Source organism: Herpetosiphonaceae bacterium (assembly GCA_036374795.1).
GTDB lineage: Bacteria > Chloroflexota > Chloroflexia > Chloroflexales > Kallotenuaceae > LB3-1.
In genome coordinates, this window is record DASUTC010000075.1 from 1 (window position 1) to 18,334 (window position 18,334).

Annotated in this window: 15 protein-coding genes and 1 pseudogene; 7 read left to right on the plus strand and 9 right to left on the minus strand. The window is 61.8% G+C overall.

Annotated elements, in window-relative coordinates; all coding sequences use genetic code 11:
- Positions 1 to 330: 330 nt before the first annotated feature.
- From VFZ66_05140 to VFZ66_05160, 5 genes are all read right to left on the minus strand, one after another.
- Positions 331 to 831 carry a DUF4411 family protein gene (locus VFZ66_05140; protein HEX6288553.1) on the minus strand — a complete coding sequence of 167 codons (501 nt, stop codon included), beginning with the start codon at positions 829 to 831 and terminating at the stop codon, positions 331 to 333.
- Positions 831 to 2,024: an ImmA/IrrE family metallo-endopeptidase gene (locus VFZ66_05145; protein ID HEX6288554.1), complete on the minus strand. Its 1,194-nt coding sequence runs from the start codon at positions 2,022 to 2,024 to the stop codon at positions 831 to 833. The genes VFZ66_05140 and VFZ66_05145 overlap by 1 nt, the downstream gene beginning before the upstream one ends.
- Positions 2,025 to 2,231: 207 nt before the next feature.
- Positions 2,232 to 4,199: a tetratricopeptide repeat protein gene (locus VFZ66_05150; protein ID HEX6288555.1), complete on the minus strand. Its 1,968-nt coding sequence runs from the start codon at positions 4,197 to 4,199 to the stop codon at positions 2,232 to 2,234.
- A gap of 4 nt (positions 4,200 to 4,203) precedes the next feature.
- A complete protein-coding gene (locus VFZ66_05155) occupies positions 4,204 to 5,457 on the minus strand; it encodes a hypothetical protein (GenBank protein ID HEX6288556.1) in 1,254 nt (417 codons plus the stop codon).
- A gap of 413 nt (positions 5,458 to 5,870) precedes the next feature.
- Positions 5,871 to 7,724, minus strand: a complete 1,854-nt coding sequence (locus VFZ66_05160; protein ID HEX6288557.1) for a M1 family metallopeptidase — start codon at positions 7,722 to 7,724, stop codon at positions 5,871 to 5,873.
- A gap of 286 nt (positions 7,725 to 8,010) precedes the next feature.
- Here VFZ66_05160 and VFZ66_05165 point away from each other — a divergent pair.
- From VFZ66_05165 to VFZ66_05190, 6 genes and pseudogenes are all read left to right on the plus strand, one after another.
- Positions 8,011 to 8,355 (plus strand): annotated as a pseudogene (locus VFZ66_05165) (Clp protease N-terminal domain-containing protein).
- Positions 8,356 to 8,439: 84 nt separating this feature from the next.
- On the plus strand, positions 8,440 to 8,931 hold the full coding sequence (gene moaC, locus VFZ66_05170) for a cyclic pyranopterin monophosphate synthase MoaC (protein HEX6288558.1): 492 nt from the start codon (positions 8,440 to 8,442) through the stop codon (positions 8,929 to 8,931).
- Positions 8,932 to 9,120: 189 nt separating this feature from the next.
- Entirely contained in the window at positions 9,121 to 9,684 is a 564-nt protein-coding gene (locus VFZ66_05175) for a sigma-70 family RNA polymerase sigma factor (GenBank protein ID HEX6288559.1), read from the plus strand.
- The gene (locus VFZ66_05180) at positions 9,681 to 10,538 is read left to right on the plus strand and encodes a hypothetical protein (protein HEX6288560.1); all 858 of its coding nucleotides are present in this window, start codon (positions 9,681 to 9,683) and stop codon (positions 10,536 to 10,538) included. Before VFZ66_05175 ends, VFZ66_05180 begins: the two co-directional genes overlap by 4 nt.
- A 110-nt stretch (positions 10,539 to 10,648) precedes the next feature.
- Positions 10,649 to 11,287, plus strand: coding sequence for a hypothetical protein (locus VFZ66_05185; GenBank protein HEX6288561.1), 639 nt, complete (start codon positions 10,649 to 10,651; stop codon positions 11,285 to 11,287).
- 49 nt (positions 11,288 to 11,336) lie between these two features.
- Positions 11,337 to 11,729: a c-type cytochrome gene (locus VFZ66_05190; protein HEX6288562.1), complete on the plus strand. Its 393-nt coding sequence runs from the start codon at positions 11,337 to 11,339 to the stop codon at positions 11,727 to 11,729.
- Positions 11,730 to 12,227: 498 nt separating this feature from the next.
- On the opposite strand, the gene VFZ66_05195 is transcribed toward VFZ66_05190, so the two are convergent.
- On the minus strand, positions 12,228 to 12,965 hold the full coding sequence (locus VFZ66_05195) for a hypothetical protein (protein ID HEX6288563.1): 738 nt from the start codon (positions 12,963 to 12,965) through the stop codon (positions 12,228 to 12,230).
- 175 nt (positions 12,966 to 13,140) lie between these two features.
- On the opposite strand from VFZ66_05195, the gene VFZ66_05200 reads away from it, so the two are divergent.
- The gene (locus VFZ66_05200) at positions 13,141 to 14,439 is read left to right on the plus strand and encodes a hydroxymethylglutaryl-CoA reductase, degradative (GenBank protein HEX6288564.1); all 1,299 of its coding nucleotides are present in this window, start codon (positions 13,141 to 13,143) and stop codon (positions 14,437 to 14,439) included.
- A 70-nt stretch (positions 14,440 to 14,509) separates the two neighbouring features.
- Here the strand turns inward: VFZ66_05200 and VFZ66_05205 are convergent, their stop codons facing one another.
- The 3 genes from VFZ66_05205 to VFZ66_05215 all read right to left on the minus strand — a co-directional run.
- Positions 14,510 to 16,276, minus strand: coding sequence for a peptide ABC transporter substrate-binding protein (locus VFZ66_05205; protein ID HEX6288565.1), 1,767 nt, complete (start codon positions 16,274 to 16,276; stop codon positions 14,510 to 14,512).
- Positions 16,273 to 17,496, minus strand: coding sequence for a glycosyltransferase family 4 protein (locus VFZ66_05210; protein ID HEX6288566.1), 1,224 nt, complete (start codon positions 17,494 to 17,496; stop codon positions 16,273 to 16,275). The genes VFZ66_05205 and VFZ66_05210 overlap by 4 nt, the downstream gene beginning before the upstream one ends.
- Before the next feature lie 3 nt (positions 17,497 to 17,499).
- A partial coding sequence (locus tag VFZ66_05215; GenBank protein HEX6288567.1) for a polyprenyl synthetase family protein occupies positions 17,500 to 18,334 on the minus strand: 835 nt, incomplete at its 5' end.

Consider the following 18,334-nt stretch of genomic DNA (forward strand, 5'->3'; position numbering starts at 1 on the left):
GTCGAGATCGCGGCGCGGGAGGGCCGATACACGCCGCCGCAGCGCACGGTGATCGTCGAGGTAGCCGGTGCTGAGCCGCAGCGCTTCGCCGACGATGGCAGCGCGCGGACGCTGCGGTTCAACGGCAACCAGTCATAAAGGGTAGTTGCGGATATGTTTATAGGGGCGTGATGATGGTGATTGCATCAATCATAGGGCTAATTTTTAAAGCTGCCCTATGATCCGATCCCGATTAATATGCAAACCTTCATTATCACGCCCTGGTTCGGTGGCTACTTGTAAGCTGTACACAAGTAAAATGACAGTATTATCACCCTGGTAGCTAAAATATCAACCCCGCCATGAAGTGCGAAAGCCAAGATGACGGATGAACGTGAACGTATTGCACCATTGTACCGTAAAGTCATTGCAAACGTCAGGCAACTTTCTGTTTTGCCGTTTCTTGGATGGCTTCGATACCTCAGTGGTAACAACGCAGCGATCTGGCCCCGCAAGGGCATAAGCTACGAGAAAAGGATCACGCCCAATCAACTCGATTTCATCATCCGTGAGATCAGGTGCATATCCTTGGGAAATTACTCGTTGTAATTGGGCAACATCCACTTCTTCATTCAGAGTTAAGGCGTCCAAGTGCGTCTGATCACGTATCCAATCGTAAAGCAAATCATTTTTAGTCCCGTCCTGGATCTCTTCGATTACCTCAATGGGGATCTTCACTTGGTTCGTCTGCCCCATGTGTACAAGCCATCCCCAAAACTCAGGAATGCTGTCAATCGCGTAATACGAATTATGCGCTGTGATAAGGACGTTAGCATCGAGGAGATACAGCACTATAATTCTCCTCGGACAGAGCGCCCTTGCAATAACGGATCTACATTTCTAGGCTTAACGCCGAGTACCTTTCCCGCCTTTGTTGGTGTCAGCGTTCCTTCATTGATAGAGCGTGTTACAAGACTCAGCAGTGCAGGCCCCAGCCAGTGCCGACGAACAACGTAGTAGCTAGGACCGCCTTCGGAACGCTTTTCTTTACCCTCCCTTTGCCACTCCTCCCATTCCTGACGGATGCTTGTATCAATCTCTCGCCACTTCCCCTCGCTGATATTGCCGGTACGGAAGAGCTTATAAGCAACCATAGCCCTGCTGATATGCCTTGCTCTAGCAAAGTCGGTGAGGATAGAGAGAGCTTCGCTAAGAGGGGCAGCTTGAACCATATGCAGCTCACGCAATTCTTCTGTAGGCAGCAGAACTTCTCCCGCCACATCATTGCAGAATTGCTCTATGCGCGTTTCAGTGGATGTGCTGCTCACCCCCGTTGTGCCGAGCCATAAATGGGCTACTTCGTGAAGGACGGTAAAGCATCTTGCAGAAGTAACGTCTTGATCGTTGACGACTACGAACGGTGCAATCGGATCAGCAATCGCAAACCCACGGAAAATTTCGATGGGAATGGCTGTATGGTGAGTTCCTAGATTACCGGCTAGTAACACAAATATACCGACGGCTTCCATCCGGTTGCGAAGATACCTAAAAGCATCCTCGCCATTTTTCGCTGCACGAAACTGTGTGAGACTAAAGCTGGTTGTGGATTGAATGCTCTGGGCAACTGTCTCTGGACGATCATCCATGTGCATGGAACCTATAAAGGAAAGAGGTTCAGCTTCCTCATCTTCCAGCAAGGATTTTACGATACTTTGCCTGGTTTTGAGTTCCCGAATAAGGGCATCCAGCAATGCATTATCACTACCAGCTTGTCCGCCTCGTACAGTACGGAAATCTTGTCCCCGATCGCCCTGCTTGGGCGGCTCACTGAGGTAGAAAGCTAATAGAGAGCGTCGGTACTTTTGTGACATTTTCTGTAGTAGCTGTCGGCTAGGTTCCTCTTCGCCCAATTCAAATACAGCAAGTTTTTCGGCAGCAGTTTTATTGCGCGTGTCACTAAACCCAAGTGAGTGCGCGGCAGCCTCAAGTGTTAATCCTGCCGTTTCCCGTGCCCATATTAAGATTTTTGGGTTTACCGCAGGCATCTTTAGCATTCCGTTATATATAACAAGCTTGCAAGGGTATTATAGCACATATGTTCGTAAATCTATACGGCAATAACACTATAAATCCTCTAATGACGAACAGTCAAGTATTTCGAGCAAAGGTTACTGCTCGTTGGGACATGTTCGTCGGGGGCATATTGCGGTATGCCCCGATCCGTCCCGATGATGGTGTATGCATACGCCGCGCTACGCTACCAGCGGGCCTGCCTGAAGATCCGCGAGCCGCTGCTCCACCTCAAGCCGATCCTCGGCGTCGGGACGCAGCTTCAGGTAGGTCCGCAGATCGCGCATCGCCTCATCGATGCGTCCCAGATCGGCCAGCGCCACCGCGCGATTCTGATACAGATCGGCCATGTCGGGCGCGAGAGCAAGCGCCTGGCTCACATCGTGCAGCGCCTCGGCAACATCGCCGGACTCGTAGCGCAGCACGGCGCGATTCGCCAAAACCTCCGGCTGCCTGGGATTCAGCTCAAGCGCCGCGCTGTAGTCGCCCAGCGCCGCCACGGAATGGCCCAGCGCCTCACATGCCTGGGCACGGCCCACGAAGGGCAGCGTTTGATGCGGGTCGAGGTCGATCGCGCGGCTGTAGGCGTCGATCGCCTCCTCGCAGCGGCCCATCAGCGCGTAGCACTGCCCCAGATTGGTCCAGACCTCCATGTACGGCGGGCTTAGCTCGATCGCCTGCATGTAGTCGCCAATCGCTTCTTCCAGCCGACCCATCTTAAGATACACGTTGCCGCGCTCGTTGTAGTACTCCGAGTAGTTCGGATCGATCTTCATGGTCGCGGTGTAGTATGCAATCGCCTCTTCGTACGGGCCAGTCTGGGCATAGACCTGGGCAATGTTGTACAGCAGCACCGATCGATGGAGCAGAAACTCGTCCGGCCCTAGCTCCTCTTGCAGCTTGTCGAAGCTGGATTGACATAGCTCGATCGCGTCTTCGGGCCGCCGCTGGAAGTGCCGCACCAGCGCTAGGCCGTTGCGATTGAAGGCCGTTTGAAAGAACTTGATATGGTCCGGCAGGCTGGTGCGGGCCAGCTCTTTGAGGCCGCGATCCAGATACGCCTCGGCCTTCGCGAGGTCGCGATCCGGCAGATAGCGGCTGTAGAGCATCGCCATGACGTAGCACCAGGCAAAGACGTACTCAGGATCGTCTGTCAGCGATAAGGCTAGCTCGGCCAGCCGCAGGCCCTCAAGTCCCTGGTTAAGACCGGCGTAGCAGTTGAACATTTTCATGTAAATTTCAAGCCGCTTTTGCAGGTTGTCGGGATAGTGCTGCTCAAGCAGCTTGAGCGCGGCCTCGCCGTACACCAGCGCATCCTCGTAAAAGCCGCGCGTGGCGTAGATCGTGAAGGCGTAGAGCTGCGGGTTGAGCGCTTTTTCGGGCTGGTTGCTCTGCTGCCAGCACGTGATCAGGCGCGGCACCAGGATCTCACGCTCAATCAGATCTTTGCGCGATTGCTCGGTCAGCTCTTGCGCGCGGCGGGCCATCTCCTCCGGTGATACGTCCGAGGGCGGATCGGGCGGCAGGTCCAGGCGGATCGTATGGCTGAGGTGGTTCGAGAACACCTCGCCGATCTGCTCGCCCTGGCCGGGGCTGGCCGTCACCAGCAGCGTCAGCCGCAGTTGCCTGCCGCGCCGCCGCATCAGCTCCACGAAGAAGCGCCGCGCGAGCGCGCCGCCGCGATCCAAGCTATCGCAGGCGATCACACAGGGAGCGCCCGGCCCGAGCTTGTACCAGGCGTCGAGCAGGTCGATCAGCCCATGCACGATCCGAAACGCCCGATCCGCCGCGTAGTTGCGCGTGCGCTCGGCGTCGGGGCTCAGCTCCGTCAGGCTGGGATTGCGGACCTTGAGCGTGCGCTGGATCGCGGGCAGCACCACGGCCAGCTCGTAGTCGTGCTTCGTGATCAGCGCGGGATTTTGAGCCTCCAGCGTCGGGAGCAGCGTTCCAAAGAGTTCGCCAAGACCGGCCCAGGGGCCGCCCTCATCACGATCGCACGAGAGCAGCCAGGTCATCGCGCCCTGCTGGGTCGCCTCGCCCAGCCATTGCTGCAAGCGCTCACGACGGGCCTGTCCCGGCTCGGCTTCCACAAGAATCACCTGGCTGCCGCGCTCGTTTGCGACAACGGGCATGCCAAACTGCCAATTCATGCGATCAGTTCCTTCCTGTGATCAAGCTGCGAATCCAGAAGCCAAAGCCGAGACTGAGATGGATCAGCGTAAGCAGCGCTACCAGCAGCACATTCAGATAGCCATACGGATCGGCCTGATAGCCTGCGCTCAAAATCGTAAAAACCAGCAGGCCATAGTTCCAGAGCAGCGGCAGCGATACAAAGATTAGGGCGCTCAGCGCCACCAGCCGACTGCCAAGCCAGATCGCGCTGTACCAGCGGATCGCGCGCATCTCGCCCGCCGGGATCTGCGATTGATCGACGTAGCGGATCGTGGGCACCGCGCGCGATACCTGATTGCGCAAAAAGTCGGCGGTGTCGTCCATTAAGTTTTTACACCTGAAGAGATTGGCGATAGCGTAGTAGAAGTCGGTGCGCACGAAGAAGTAGCATTGCCAGAGCAGGCTGAGCAGGTATGTCAGCAGCAGCGCCCGCCCGATCGTCGCCACCACCGAGGGCAGCGCGATCCAGCCGCGTATCTCGGCGAAGAAGCCCAGAGTCAGCAGCGAGGCGCACACGGCGTCCAGCAGCGGCCCGGCCAGGATCGGGAGGTAGCGCTGGCTGCGCGGCACCGACCAGATGCCGGTCATGTCTGTCTCCGCTACCACGACCCACAGCCGGTTGCTGATGCCCAGCCGCGACGACACGCCCGCCGCCCGCGCGGCGATCAGATGCGCCATCTCGTGCAAAAAGGTTGTGCCATAGCCCAGCAGCATCAGCCCGATCCCCATCAAGGCGAAGTGCTCTCTAAAAAAGTAGGCTCGCCAGCCCGGCAGAATCCCAGGCTCGATGCTCAGCGCCAGCAGCGCCAGCACGATGATCGTCCCGGCCACGATCAGCGCGGGACGGCTGAAGAGGCGCTGCGCTAAGGGCTGTGGAACATGTTCAAAGTGAAAACGAACCGGCGCATTTTTGCTGGTGCTCGAAGCGAACGCGGCGTGCAGATCGTCGGTCGAGGGCTGCGGGTGCGTGGCGTCAAGCGGGAGGACAAAGCCCTCGGTTTCGAGCTGCTGGAGAAAATCTTCAAGGTCGGGAAGCTCGCCATACTTCTCGTGATACAGCGCTTGTGTCTCGCCAATGGTCTTGCCAGCGCTGAGGTGATCGAGTATTTCTACCGCATCCGGCGGCAGCGCTAAAAATGTTGCGGTATCCGTCCGGCCAATGACGACTTCCTCGCCGTCCGGCTGGCGCGTGAATGGGTAGATCGCAACCCGTGTGTCAGTCGCGTATGGTCCCATCGATCGTGTGACTCGCTTGTGGTAAAGCTAGAACCGCCACCCGGACGTGGCGGTCCTGGGTGCAGAAAGGGTGGGATTATGCCTCGGCGGAGCCACAAATCCAGATGCATGCGGAGCAGGGGTACGCGGCTGCGGTGGTCTTCAGCGTCTCGGCCTTGCGGATGCTGATCTTTTTCATGCGTGTCACCTCCTTTGCGGGTAGTCATGCCGGTCGATGTGGAGAACCGACACGCGCATTAAAGCAAATACCAAATATTAAGATAATGTTTAAGCGGTACACGAAAGCGATACAGCGGCGATACAGCGGCAGTACCCGCTAGCAGGGGCGCAAGAAAACAAGCGAACAAGCGAACAAGGATGTTAATTTTTGTTCGCTTATTCCCTTGTTCTTTCGTTTGGGTCTTGGTTCTCGTCTACTCATTCCCCGGCGGGCGGCGATTCGGCCTGCGCAGCAGGTTTTCGAGCCTGCCGCTAAATAGCTCGCTGAGCGGCCCGCCCGGCGGAAGATCGCTCGGCTGGATCGCGGCGCCTTCGACCCACTTGCGGTAGAAGGCGGTCATATCCTGTCCTGCCACCTGATTGAGCGTTTGCAGCCACTCGTCGCTGTCGGCTCGATCGAACTGCTGCTCCTGGTAGTAGCGCCGCAGAAACGCAAAGAACTTCTCGTCTCCCAGCTCTTGCCGCAGCACGTCGTACATCAGCGCGCCCTTGCCATAGACGATCGCGCCATACTCTTGATCGTCGAAGCTCTCGACCGGCTGATCCAGCCGCCGATCGCCCTCGCCCAGCACGACGCGGTAGGGCACGCCGATGAACAGATCGCGGGCGATCTTGCCAGCGTCGTCGCCCACCGCCTGATCGACATAGAACGCCGACGACCAGTTGGTGAGCGACTCGTCGAGCCAGGGCTGCTTGTAGGCATCGCTGCCGACGATGCCGTACCACCACTGGTGCGCTACCTCGTGCGCCGTGGTGAAGGCCAGAATATCCGCGCCCTCGATGCCTTCGAGCGTGCCGCCCAGCCGGGCGAGCGGAGCCGCCGTCTCAGGATCGTAGTATTCGCTGCCGATCATGATCAGCCCGGTCGACTCCATGCCAGCCGCGCCGCCGCCCAGCTCAACCTCCACGACATCCAGCTCTTTGTATGGATACGGCCCGAACTCTTTGCCGAACAGCTCGATCGAGCGCGCGGCAGTTTGGAGCGCAGCGCGTCCGCCCTGCGCGCTCTCCGGCAGGAAGTAGGATCTGATGGTGACGCCGCCGACATCCTGGCTGGCGCTCTGCAACTGCTCGCCCGCCACGACCACGAAGTTTCGCGCGAGTGCCGCCACAAACGTGTGCGCCGTGCGGTCGGCCTGCCGCTCCTGCTCGACGTTGACGCCGCTGGTGACGACGGTGACATCGTGCGGCGCGGCAAATGTTACCTCATAGTTCGCGGCGTCGGTGTTGGTCGGATCGCCCTGATCGCTGACCGGGTTGAGCAGCCAGCCGCCTTTCTCATAGACCGCGACCTCAGGATGCCAGTTGTAGAGCGTAAATATGCCGTTGGACTCGTTGAAGATGCCGTAGCCGCCGCCCGAATCCGGCACGGTCGTCGTGAAGCGCATGCCGACCTCGATCGATTGGCCGGTTTGCAGCGGCTGCGGCAGCGCGATCTTCAGGGCCGTATCGTTGACTTCCAGGCTGGTCTGCGCCGCAGCGCCGTCGATCTGCACATCCTCGACCGTGATCTCGCCCTCGTTGTAGTGCGGCGCGTTGACATAAAGCCGAAAGTAGATCTCGCTCAGCGCCGTATCCTCGGTGTTGGTCAGTCGCACCGCCTGCGCTCCGCTGATCGTGTGCCCCTGCGGATCGAGCACCGCGCTGATCCGGTAGCGGCTGGCGTCGGGATGATTATTCAGCGTATCGCGGCTGCTCGCCACCAGCGACGCTGCGACATCCGCATCCGGGGCATCGCCTAGCTCGCCGAGGTCGACGCTCGCGGTCGGTGTTGCGCTGCTGCGCGGCGTCGCTTGCGTGGCGTCGGGCGCTGGCGTCGCTGGCTGATCGTCGAGATCGCTCGGCCCGGTTGTCGCCAGCGGCGTGCCCATCGGCACTTGCTGCGCCTCGACTGTCGCCTCAAGCCCGGCGCTGATCGTGGCAAAGACATCGGCTACCTGCTGCTGCTGGCGCACCAAATAAAAGCCAATGCTGGCGACAATCACACACATCAGCAGCAGCACTGTTGCTACCGCGCCAACCACTATCCATATCGTTCGTCGTTGCATGCTCGTCCTTTCAAGGGGCAGATCTTTGTTTGCATTATAGTGTACTCCAAGCCACGAATCAGGGGTCCGAGAGCAGGAGAATAAGGAAACAAGGGAACAAAGAATTTAAGCGATTGTTCGTTGGTGCTATCGTTTTGTTCTTTGTGCGCCCAGCGGGTACCCGGTTCTTTGTTCTTCCCTCTATGCTACTATACGGCGTAGGCCGGAGCTATCAGGAGAGAAGACGATGGCAAATCAGGTTTCATTCATGCGGCGATTATCCGACCACGCGAAAAACGTGATGGTGATGGCTCAGGAAGAAGCCAACACCTACCGCCAGCCGCTCATCGGCACCGAGCACGTGCTGCTGGCCCTGATCCGCACTCCCGACTCAGTTGCCGCGCGGGTGCTCCTGAGCTGTGGTGTTACGGTGCCGCGTGTGCGGGAGGCCGTGGAGCTGCTGGCGGGCTACGGCTCGCGGCGCAATCCGGCTGAAGGCTCGCCCATGAAGTGGACGAAGCGCACGCAGGAGATCTTCGAGATGGCCGACCGCTTGAGTCGCGCCGCAGGGCAGCCCTCGGTTGAGACTGAGCATCTGTTGCTGGCGCTGCTGGAAATTCCGGGGAGCGCCGCGCTGGGCGTGCTGCAAACGATGGGCATCGAGCGTGGCATGCTCTACGCCAAGATGCGCGCCGCGCTGCCTGGGCAGGCCCAGGAGAGCCAGGCCGAGCCGCTGGTGCCTGCTCAGGCTCCGGCGCGGCTGACCCACCTCGACGAGCGTGGACAGGCGCATATGGTCGATGTCGGCGGCAAGGCGGAGACGGCCCGTGAGGCGATTGCCCGTGGCGCGGTGGTGATGCAGCCCGCAACGCTCAGGATGATCCTCAATGGCAGTGTGCCTAAAGGCGACGTGCTGACGACCGCGCGGATCGCCGGAATTATGGCCGCCAAAAAGACCAGCGACCTCGTGCCGCTCTGCCACCCGCTGCTGCTCTCCTATGTCGATGTGACGATCACGCCGGTCGTCGCCCAGCATACGCTCCAGATCGAGGCCACCGTGCGCACCAGCGGTAAGACCGGCGTGGAGATGGAGGCGCTGACCGCTGTGTCGGTTGCCGCGCTCACGATCTACGATATGTGTAAGGCCGTCGATCGCGGGATGCGTCTGACCGACATCCGCCTGGCCGAAAAGCGCGGCGGTAAAAGTGGCGAGATCGTGCTGGAATAAAGTTCCACGTTTCGAGTTCAACGTTCAGCCTTTCGAGCTTCCTTCGTTCGCGGTTCTCGGCTCTCCGTTGTTCTTGGTTCTTTGTTTGTTCCCTTACTTCCTTGTTCTTTCGATCAAGCTGCCTCTCAAGGCCGGGAACCCGATCCCACGCTTCGGTGTAGTTAAGGCAACGGACTTCTAGAGGTTCTTGTGGATGAGTCTGACCTGACTGCCCGCGCTCAGCAGGGAGACGGAGCGGCCTGGGAGCATGTGGTGCGCCAGCATCAGGATGCCGTTTTTCGGCTGGCGTACCTGCTTCTGGGCGACGCGGACGAGGCCGAGGATGTGGCGCAAGAGACGTTTATTCGGGCGTTCGACGCGCTCGACCGATTCGATCTGTCGCGTCCGCTCCGCCCCTGGCTGCTGCGCATCGCAACCAATCTAGCCCATAACCGGCGTCGCGCGATCGGGCGCTATCTCGCGGCTGCGCGCCGGATGTTTCAGGCCGCACCCGAATCTGCGCCAGGCATCGAGGGGCAAAGCGCGCGGCGCTGGGAGAGCCAGATCCTCTGGCAGGCCGTCCGTCGCTTGAGCGTAGCCGATCAGCAGGTCATCTATCTGCGCTATTTTTTGGATCAGTCCGAGGCCGAAATGGCATCGACGTTAAATATCGCTTCTGGAACGGTTAAATCACGGCTGCACCGGGCGATCAACCGGCTGCGCGCGGTGGTCGAGCGTGAGTTTCCCGGCTTGCGAGAGGTGCGCGACGTATGAGCGAGCAACCTGTTGATCGATGGGCACCCCAGCTTGAGGAAACGGCGCGCTCGTTCAGCTATCCGCCGACGCCCGATATTGCAGGTGCCGTCAGCCGTCAACTTCTCGCTCGACAGGCCCGGCGTCCGGTTGAGCGCCGCCGTATGGTCTGGGCGCTGGCTGCGCTAAGCCTGCTGATCGCCGGGCTGCTGCTGGTGCCGCCCGTCCGCGCTGGCATTCTGGAGGTGCTGCGCATCGGCGCGGTACGTATCCTGTTGGTCGAGCCGACGGCCACGCCGCTGCCGCCGACTCCTGCCTCAACGTCTGCGCAGACCACAATCATGCCGCCGCCCACAGCGACATCCGCGATCATGCCGCCGCCCACGGCGACTGGCCCAATGTCCGCGCAGACCACGATCACGGCGACACCGGCCTCCTCGGTGCTCGACCTTGAGGGCGAGACGACGCTGGCCGAGGCGCAGGAGCGACTCGACTTCCCGATCCGCCTGCCGACGTATCCCGCCGATCTTGGATCTCCCAGGGTGTTTGTTCAGGATTTCGGCGAGCCCGTGCTGATCGTGGTCTGGCTGGATCAGGCGCAGCCCGATCGCGTGCGGCTCAGCCTGTACCAGATCCCGCCCGGCCCGTACGCCGAAAAGAGCCGCCCGGAGAACATCAAATCCACGACGGTCAACGGTCGACCGGCGCTGTGGGCCGAGGGGCGGCATTTCTTGATCACGCGCTCCGGTGATGCTGTGTTCCGGCGGCTGGTCGAGGGGCACGTGCTGATCTGGACCGAGGGCACAATCACCTACCGGCTCGAAACCGATCTCTCGGAGGCGGAGGCGATCCGCGTCGCGGAGTCGCTGCGCTGAGCGTGCCGATGGCCTGCGCCAGGGAACCTCAGGCGGCCTATCGGTGTATCTAGGACATCAAATCCCATACTCGGCACAGGATCGAGTATCCGATACTGGGAGGTGCGGTTATGCTACGACGATCCGTTTGGCAGTGGCTCTTGGTTGCGGCGATGCTGGCGCTGACGACGCCCGCGCTGGCTGGCGGCTGGGCCGTGGTGACGCTCGACTCGTTGCCGTCCGACATGCAGGCCGGGAAAGCGCTCAGCCTCGGCTTTATGGTCCGGCAGCATGGCGTTACCCCGATCGACACGAATCCCTTCGGCACCGAGGCATTGCAGCCGCTCCTGATGGCTAGAAACACGACGACCGGCGAGACACTTGAGGCTACCGCGCGCAAAGAAGGCCCGGTAGGACATTTTGTGGTCGATGTGACGTTTCCCAGCGCTGGCTCGTGGGAGATAGAGATTATACCGCCGCCGTTTGAAGGCACCAAGCTCGGCACGTTCGTCGTAGCCGCCGCCAGCAAGTCCGCTAACACGGCTCAGCAGGGTAGCGAGGCTGTGGCTCCCCAAAGCTCGGCAGTCAGCACCGGCATCCTCAGCGATCGATCGCTGCGTGTGTGGGGGATCAGCGCGCTGGTGATCATCGCGGCGCTGGCGCTGACGGCGTTTGTGCAGCGCGAATCGTTGACGCGACGGTTGGGCAGCCGATACGCGGGCTACGCGCGTTCCCCCGACGAGACGGCTGGAACCCACAGCCGGGTATAGTTCGCAGGCGCGCTGGCTGAGACGAAGCCTGTTCGCAAGAGGTGTACGTATGCGTAACCGTGTGCTCACGCTCGGCATCTGGGCGGTCGCGGCGCTGGTGCTGGCGCTGCTGTGGTCCACCGCGCCCAACACGTCTAGCGCTCCTGCTGGCGCTGCGCTCTCGCCTGCGACGCCGCACAATGATGCGGAGCGTGGCAGGGCGCTCTTTATGGCGAAAGGCTGTGCAAGATGCCATTATCATGCCGCCACTACAACCGGCTTCAATGAGCCCCATATCGGCCCGGATCTGACGCGCTACCAGCCCAACCCGGAGTTTGTGCAGCGCTGGCTGCGTAATCCACAGGCGGTGCGTCTGAATACGCAGATGCCGAACCTCAATCTTGCGCAAGACGAGATCGACGCGCTGATCGCGTTCCTGTCGGTTGACGAGCAGCGTCCATAGCCGACGATCGAGTACTGCGTTGGCGTACAGGATCGAACGAGCGACAATACAAAAGCAGGCCCGATTGACGGGCCTGCTTTATTCGTACAAGTGACGGGTGTGTTGTGAACAAAGATTCCGCAGAGGAGCAGAGGCTGCAATGTGGCTGCGACGAAGTAGAATGTGACTATAGCGTGCTGGGATGAAGGCTCTACGGCGTAGTTAGAATGTAAGCTACGATGAAACGTCGTAAAACCGAAGATGCAACGATGTGGTACGATGTGAGTGCGATGAACTGCGATGTAGGTAGGTGCTGCTCCTCTACAACACTTGGTACGTGTACTAGGATACCGAATCTCCGCTACGCCGACAATACGCCATCAGTACTGAGTGCTACCTATGACCTCCTATCATAGCGGTCCTTTTTGCGGTAGTACTCACACCTTTGACGTTTTAACGATTCTTCACCTGCTACGATCGTATATCGTATGCCGCTCGACACGTAACCTTGTCTACAGGCTAGGGTGATTCGGCCAGCGTAATCTTGAACGGCGTGAGCGTGCCATCCTGCCACCAGCCGATCACGTGCACGGCACCCCAGCGCACCTCACCCGAACGCTTAAGCCGGTCCAGCAGCGCCTGATCGATCGTCGCGTATGGCAGCTTAATCTGATTCAACCCCACGGGCACGCCGCCCTCCGAAACTTTATCCACCAGCAGCGCCGAGCTTTGTTGCGCCAGCAGCGTTCCTTCCACAGTCAGCAGGATGCGATCGAGCGCGCGGGGATTTTGCACCAGATTGACCAGGGTTGTACGCTCCGGCTGCAAGACCTCAACGCTTTCAGGGCTGATCTGGTATGGGAAGCGCTGCTCACGCCCATATGCTCCCGGTGGGCTGAGCTGGCCGCGCACTTTCAGCACGCCTGTGCCGTCGGTAAGCTGGCTGCGGATCGCATCCGGTGGAGGCTCGGCCAGCCAGATCATCTGCTGGGCCTGTCCTGGTGACGATACCGGGCTATCCGCCAGCGCCGACATGAGCACACGATCGTCATTCTTAACCATCGTCGGCGCGACGACGGTGATCGTCTGGCCGCTCCAGCGCTGCGGCTCTGCCAGCACGCTTGTAATCGGCACGACGACAGCGCGCGGTGCCACGGTCGGCGTTGGGAGCGCGGGCGGTAGCTCGTTGGCACATGCCGCCAGGAGGCTGCTGAGCAGGCCCACTATGATCAGCCGAAACACTCGATAGATCTGCATGCGGCGCATCCTACCATGCTCGGAAAGAGCCTGCAAACGCCTCTGCGAGAGGTTCGCACGTGTCTTTGAGAGGTTTTGACAGGTTTATCAGCCGGTTTGGATGGGGTTGGCTGGTACAATGAACCGAGTATATCGTATATGTGGATTTATTCACAAAGAAAGTTAAGAGAGATTTATGGGCACTAAAAACTCACGCATCGCTGGGTTTTACCAGCTTTCACCGCAACAGCGATTGCAAGAGGTCAAGTCTTTCGACGGCTTGAACGAGGCGGACTTGACCATGCTGCGTGGCGGCAACGGCGTCCTCTCGGTAGAACGTGCCGATAAGATGATCGAGAACGTGATCGGGACATTCGAGCTACCACTGGGTGTGGCGACGAACTTTCGGATCAACGATCAGGATAAGCTGATCCCGATGGCGGTCGAAGAGCCTTCGATCGTCGCGGGCGCGTCCTTCGCCGCCAAGCTGGTCCGCGAGTCCGGCGGCTTTTACACGTCCAGCACCCGCGCGCTGATGATCGGCCAGGTTCAACTGGTGAATATCGCGGAGCCGGATACCGCGAGCGCCGCGATTCTGACGCATCGCGACGAGATCCTGGCGCTCGCCAACGCCCAGAGCACGGCGCTGGTCAAGCTTGGCGGCGGCGCTGAAGATGTCGAAGTTTACTATTTCCCCACGTCGCCCACCGGCCCGATGCTGGTGGTGCACCTGGTGGTCGATTGCCTGGACGCGATGGGCGCGAACGCGATCAACTCGATGGCCGAGGCGGTCGCGCCGATGCTGGAGCGGCTGACCGGTGGACGGGCCTATCTGCGCATTCTGTCGAATCTGACCGATCGGCGGCTGGCGAAGGCCACAGTGGTTATCTCGCCCGCCGTGCTTGAGCGCCCCGACATGACCGGCGACGAAGTGATCGATGGGATGCTGCACGCCTATGCGTTTGCCGCCGTCGATCCGTACCGCGCGACGACCCACAATAAGGGCATTCTGAACGGGATCGACCCGGTGCTGATCGCCACCGGCCAGGACTGGCGCGCGATCGAGGCGGGCGCGCACGCCTACGCCGCCCGCAGCGGGCGCTACACCTCGCTCAGCACATGGTATCGCGACGAGCGGGGCAATCTCGTGGGCGAGCTTGAGATGCCGCTGGCGGTGGGTATTGTCGGCGGCGCGACCAAGGTGCATCCGGCGGCGCAGGCAGCGCTCAAGCTGCTCAACGTCCAGTCGGCGCGTGATCTGGCCGAGGTCTGTGTCTGCGCGGGCCTGGCCTCCAACATCGCCGCAATGCGCGCCCTGGCGACCGAGGGGATTCAGCAGGGTCATATGGCGCTCCACGCGCGGCAGATTGCCATGAGCGCGGGCGCGACCGGCGCGCTGGTCGATCTGGTTGCCGAGCAGATGGTTCGTGAGCGCAACATCAAACCGGCGCGAGCCAGCGAGCTGCTCAAGGAGATGACCGACGTTTTCGTCTAAATCAGCCTCCGAAACGAATCAGCGGACGTGTCGATTGACACGTCCGCTTTGTATTTGCCGCACGTGCAGCTTATGGCCGGAGGTACCAGCGCTCGACGTTCCACAGGTAGCGCGGCGTATCGAGCGGGATCGCGCCGTCCTCGCTGGTCACACGCTCGTTCAGCAGCACGGCGATACGGTCGGACCACAGCAGCAGGTAGGGATGCTCGCGCGCCAGAATCGTCTGGATCGTCTGAATCGCCTGGGCGCGGGCGGCAGGATCGTAGCTGGCGCGCGCCTGCTCTGCGGCCTGATCGTACTCGGCGTTGCTGAAGCCGCCTACGTTACGCAGGCCGGTGCGTGGATCGCCCTGGCCGCGCCAGACGCGCGACGAGTGGAAGAGCGTAAAGTCGTCGGGATCGTAGAAGCGATAGCTGGCAAAGCCCGCCGAGTTGGGCGCGTTGACCCAGCTGCCGAGCAGCAGATCGAAATCGTAGGGCGGCGCGAGCTTGGTCAGGATCACCGTGTCGAAGTTGGCCGGCGTTACCTCAAGCCGCATACCGATCGCCTCAGCCGCCTGGGCGATGCGCAGCGCCGCCGCCAGCCGACGCTGGTCGTCGCCGCGCACCCACAGCTTGGCGGACAGCGCCCTGCCGTCCTTCTGCCGCACGCCATCCGGCCCGGCGGTCCAGCCCGCCTCATCCAGCAGGCGGCGGGCCTCGTCTACGTTGTGTGAGGGAAGCGACAGATCGGCGGGATAAGCCCACGCTGTCTTGGAGAGTGTGGTCGCGATCGGCTCGCCGCGCCCTTGGGTTACATCCGCCACCAGCGCCTCGACATCGACGGCGCGAGACAGCGCCTCACGCAGCCGCATATCCGAGAAGAGGTGATCGGGACGGACGTTGAACACAACTCCATACCAGCCATGCTCCTGGTACGCGCCGCTGCGCAGGCTGTCGGGCGTGGCAGTGCCGGAGAACGGCTGCGTCGCGTCGGGAAACTCGCCGGCGAGCAACTGCTCGTCGCTCAGCGCATCGGCGGCGACAGTAGCGGCGGGCGCGACGACCAGCGCCACCTGCTCCAGATTGGGCGCGCCTCGGAAGAAGTTGGCATTGCGCACAAACGCGATCGACTGATTGGGCTCGCGCCTGTCGAGTGCGAACGGGCCGCTGCCGATCGGCACATCCCAGAAGTTGAGCTGGCTGATCTGCTCCGGGGTGCGGCTTTGCAGCCGGTGCCGGGGCAAAATCGGGACGGCTAGCTCGCTCAGCAGCGGCGCGTACGGCTGCGTCAGCGATACCACGACGGTCTGGGTGATCGGCGAGCGGACCTGCCCGATGTGCGCGCGCAGATCGGCGAGCAGCGCGTTGGTCGGCGTGATCGTGCGCAGCATATTCAGCGTCCACAGCACATCGTCCGAGGTCAGCGGTCGCTCGTCGTGCCAGGTAACGCCGCTGCGGATCGTAAAGGTGATCAGGCCGCCGTCGGGCGAGATTTCCCATTTCTCCGCCAGATCGGGCTGCGGCTGGAGCTGCGCGTCGAGACGAACCAGGCCGTTATACATCAGATCGGCGGCGTATTCTTCGCCCCGGCTGCGCAGATCCCAGGGCTTGAGATCGGGAATATCCGCTTGAATTCGCAGCGTGAGCGCGCCGCCCTGGGGCACGCTCGGCGTGGGCGATGCCTCCGGGCGGCGCGGCGTGGTATCGGCGGTGGTTGTCCCGGTGGTTGTCGCCGCTGGCGTCTGCTCCTCAGGCATCGGCGTTACGGGCGATCTAAAATCACAGCCGGTCAGCAGCGCCAGCACCAGCAGCGTCAGGCCACAGGCGACGACAAAGGCGCGACGTAGTTCGATCATAGCTCTGCTTTCTCGTGTATTGCTCCCAAAAGTGTATGATACAACGCTTCGTGCCGCTCCGCGATGCCGGGCCAGCCGAAAGCGGCGGCTACGACACGCGCGCCGGTTGCCATCCTGGCCTGAAGCGCGCGATCCGCTGCCAGTCGCTCGATCGCCGCCCGTAGCAGGACAGCATCGGCCTTCGGCAGCACCAGCGCATGAGCACCGTCCTCCAATGGCGGATCGAGCGGCGTCGGCGGCGCCGTGGTGATCGTCGGCGTGCCGTGGGCCAGCGCCGCCAGCAGGCTGCCGCGCCGGTAGGATGCGCCGTCGAGAAACGGCAGGACCGTCATGTCGGCGGCCAGCAGATGGCCCGAAACCTCGGCCTCGGTGCATGGCCCCGTGATCTGAACGCGCTCGCTCAGACCCCGCTCGACGATTGTCGCCTGCACCTCGGCGGCATAGCGCTGATCCTCAGGCAGCGGCGCGGCCCCACCAATAATCAGCAGCCTGAAGCGCGGCGGCAGCTCCGCCAGCGCGGCGAGCAGATCAAGCACGCCCTTCGATCGGTTGAGCAATCCAAAGTACGCCAGCAGGACTGTATCCGGCGCTAGGCCGAGCCGCCCGCGCCAGCGCTCCCGATCGTAGCCGTGGTGTGGCTGCGGCGTGATGTTGGTGCCGATCGGAATAACCGTGGTTGGCACCCCTACCGCCGAGCGCGGCGAAAATAGCTCGCGATCGGGCGGGGATTGGCCGCGCGCTCGCCGCTGGTCTTCGGCGTTGCTCAGAATCAGCGCGTCTGCGTCGTCGAAGAGGCGCGCCGTGACCCAGGCGCGCAGCGGCGCGGCTTTCGGCAGCAGGTAGGGCAGGCGCAGATCGTGGGCAGTGACAGCGATGCGTGGTCGCTGCGGCAGGCGGCGGATGCGCCAGGGCAGCAGGTTGATCGCCGGATGCATCGCGTACGCGCCGGTCTGGTACTGAATATGCACCACATCGGGCGTCAGCAGGCGGATCACGCGGAGCGCCTGCCGCCACATCGGCCAGCTCCAGGTCGTGCCCAGCGGGATCACGGCGGGCTCGCTCCGATCGTCCTGCTCGTTGGCCGGAGCACTCGTCAGCACGCTCACCCGCTGCCCACGGTCGATCAGCGCGCGCCCAAGCTGGCGCGTGTAGTCGCCCACGCCGCCGACCGCCGGAGGATACTCGCCGGTGATGAACAAAATATGGATCGGTCGCGCCATGCCTCAGTAGGTGCGTCCCAAGAGCTGCTCCGCCAGCGCGCGCAGCTCGTCGAGCGCCGCACGATCGACAGGCTCCACGCAATCCAGCGCCCGCGTCGCCCGATCGCACTCGGCGCGGGCCAGCTCCTCAACGTAGCCCCGCGATCCAGTCCGGCCCAGGATCGCCAGCAAGCTCTCAAGATCGGAGCGGCTGAGCGCAGGCTGTCGGTAGAGCGTCACGAACTGCTCGCGATCGGCCGGGCTGGCCTGTGCCAGGCCGTGAATCACCGGCAGGCTCATCTTGCGCTGCACCAGATCGGCGGCGTAGGGCTTGCCCGTCACCTGGGGATCGCCCCAGATGTCGAGCAGATCGTCGCGCATTTGAAACGCCAGCCCCAGTGCCTCGCCAAACTCCCACAGCGCCGCGATCTGCGCCTCGTCGTCGGTGGCAACGCGCGCGCCCAGGGCGGTTGCCGCCGCTGCCAGCATCGCCGTTTTGCGCCGGATCATGTGGATGTAGCGCTCGACCGACACGTCCATCTGGCCCTCTGCCGACATGTCGAGGTACTGGCCCTCGCAGATGTGCAGGATCATCTGCTCGAAATCGCGCAGGATACGCAGCACGCGCTGCGGCGCAACGCCCGCGTCGCTCAGCCTGTGGATCGAAACGTGCGCCAGGGCAAACATGCCGTCGCCCGTGTTGATGCTCTGGGGCACGCCCCAGATGGTCCAGGCCGTTTTGCGACCACGGCGGACGGGGCTGTTATCCTCGATGTCATCGTGGATCAGCGAAAAATCGTGGATCAGTTGAACGCCTGCCGCTATCGGCAGCGCCTGCTCATCCTGACCGCCGAAGACG

Excerpts from the sequence above, each read along its gene's own strand:
- VFZ66_05145 (HEX6288554.1), bottom strand. The coding sequence starts at position 2,024 with ATGCCTGCGGTAAACCCAAAAATCTTAATATGGGCACGGGAAACGGCA.
- VFZ66_05150 (HEX6288555.1), bottom strand. The coding sequence starts at position 4,199 with ATGAATTGGCAGTTTGGCATGCCCGTTGTCGCAAACGAGCGCGGCAGC.
- VFZ66_05155 (HEX6288556.1), bottom strand. The coding sequence starts at position 5,457 with ATGGGACCATACGCGACTGACACACGGGTTGCGATCTACCCATTCACG.
- VFZ66_05160 (HEX6288557.1), bottom strand. The coding sequence starts at position 7,724 with ATGCAACGACGAACGATATGGATAGTGGTTGGCGCGGTAGCAACAGTG.
- VFZ66_05180 (HEX6288560.1), top strand. The coding sequence starts at position 9,681 with ATGAGCGAGCAACCTGTTGATCGATGGGCACCCCAGCTTGAGGAAACG.
- VFZ66_05185 (HEX6288561.1), top strand. The coding sequence starts at position 10,649 with ATGCTACGACGATCCGTTTGGCAGTGGCTCTTGGTTGCGGCGATGCTG.
- VFZ66_05190 (HEX6288562.1), top strand. The coding sequence starts at position 11,337 with ATGCGTAACCGTGTGCTCACGCTCGGCATCTGGGCGGTCGCGGCGCTG.
- VFZ66_05195 (HEX6288563.1), bottom strand. The coding sequence starts at position 12,965 with ATGCAGATCTATCGAGTGTTTCGGCTGATCATAGTGGGCCTGCTCAGC.
- VFZ66_05200 (HEX6288564.1), top strand. The coding sequence starts at position 13,141 with ATGGGCACTAAAAACTCACGCATCGCTGGGTTTTACCAGCTTTCACCG.
- VFZ66_05205 (HEX6288565.1), bottom strand. The coding sequence starts at position 16,276 with ATGATCGAACTACGTCGCGCCTTTGTCGTCGCCTGTGGCCTGACGCTG.
- VFZ66_05210 (HEX6288566.1), bottom strand. The coding sequence starts at position 17,496 with ATGGCGCGACCGATCCATATTTTGTTCATCACCGGCGAGTATCCTCCG.